Here is a 1,429-nt window from a genome sequence, read left to right as displayed (position 1 = left end):
GTGGAAGAGGCCATCCGCCTGAAAGAGGCCGGCAAGGCCGATGAGGTGATCGCGGTGTCGATCGGCGTGAAGCAGGCGCAGGAAACCCTGCGCACAGCGCTGGCCATGGGTGCCGATCGCGCGATCCTCGTGGTCGCCGCCGATGACGTGCACACCGATATCGAGCCTCTGGCCGTCGCCAAGATCCTCGCCAAGGTCGTGGCCGAGGAACAGCCGGGTCTGGTGCTCTGCGGCAAGCAGGCGATCGACAACGACATGAACGCCACCGGGCAGATGCTGTCGGCGCTTCTGGGCTGGTCCCAGGCGACCTATGCCAACCAGATCGATGTCGAGGGCGATCACGCCGTGGTCACCCGCGAAGTCGATGGCGGCTTGCAGACCGTCAAGGTGAAGATGCCCACCATCATCACCACCGACCTGCGCCTGAACGAGCCGCGCTACGCCTCGCTGCCCAACATCATGAAGGCCAAGAAAAAGCCGCTCGATGAAAAGACAGCCGCCGATTACGGCGTCGACGTGACGCCGCGTCTCGAGATCCTCGAGACAATCGAACCGCCCGCCCGCAAGGCCGGTGAAATCGTGGGCTCGGTGGACGAGCTCGTGTCGAAACTCAAGGAAGCGGGGGCTGTGTGATGGCTGTTCTTCTTCTTGCCGAAGTCAATGACGGATCGCTGGCGATGGATGCCACGGCCAAGGCCGTGACCGCCGCCACCAAGCTGGGTGACGTGACCGTGCTCTGCGCCGGCGCCACCTGTTCGGGTGCCGCCGATGAGGCCGCCACGATAGCCGGTGTGTCCAAGGTGCTCTGCGCCGAGGATGCGCTTTATGGCCACCGTCTGGCCGAACCCGTGGCGCAGCTGGTGGCGGACCTCGCCGCCGATTACAGCCATATCGTCGCGCCGGCCACCACGGATGCCAAGAACATCCTGCCGCGCGTCGCGGCGCTGCTCGATGTGATGGTCATCACCGACGCCTCGGGCGTGGTCGATGCCGACACGTTCGAACGCCCGATCTATGCCGGCAATGCCGTGCAGAAAATCCGCTCGTCGGACGCCAAGAAAGTCGTGAGCTTCCGCACCTCGACCTTCGACGCAGCCGCCACCGGCAATTCCGCCCCGGTCGAAAAGATCGCTGCCGCGGCCGATCCGGCGCTGTCGGAATGGGTCGAAGACAAGGTCGCCGCCTCCGACCGCCCCGAACTGACCTCGGCTGGCGTGGTCGTCTCTGGCGGTCGCGGTGTCGGCTCGCAGGATGATTTCGCCCTGATCGAGGGCCTGGCCGACAAGCTCGGTGCCGCGGTCGGCGCCTCGCGTGCCGCGGTCGATTCGGGCTTTGCCCCGAATGACTGGCAGGTGGGCCAGACCGGCAAGGTGGTGGCGCCCGAGCTTTACATCGCCGTCGGCATCTCGGGCGCGATTCAGCACCTCGC

The 1,429-nt window shown here is 65.9% G+C and carries 2 protein-coding genes; both read left to right on the top strand.

Annotation, left to right across the window (positions count from 1 at the left end):
• Positions 1–633: electron transfer flavoprotein subunit beta/FixA family protein (locus F3H35_RS18695; protein ID WP_149781038.1), on the top strand; the 633-nt coding region annotated here is incomplete at its 5' end.
• Positions 633–1,429 (top strand): electron transfer flavoprotein subunit alpha/FixB family protein (locus F3H35_RS18690; RefSeq protein ID WP_149781037.1); only part of this gene is annotated, 797 nt, incomplete at its 3' end. The genes F3H35_RS18695 and F3H35_RS18690, both read left to right, overlap by 1 nt.

The sequence above is a fragment of the Roseovarius litoreus genome, from assembly GCF_900142765.1.
Lineage (GTDB): Bacteria > Pseudomonadota > Alphaproteobacteria > Rhodobacterales > Rhodobacteraceae > Roseovarius > Roseovarius litoreus.
The sequence above is the reverse complement of the archived record's forward strand: the minus strand, read 5'-3'. Positions and strand labels throughout refer to the sequence as shown.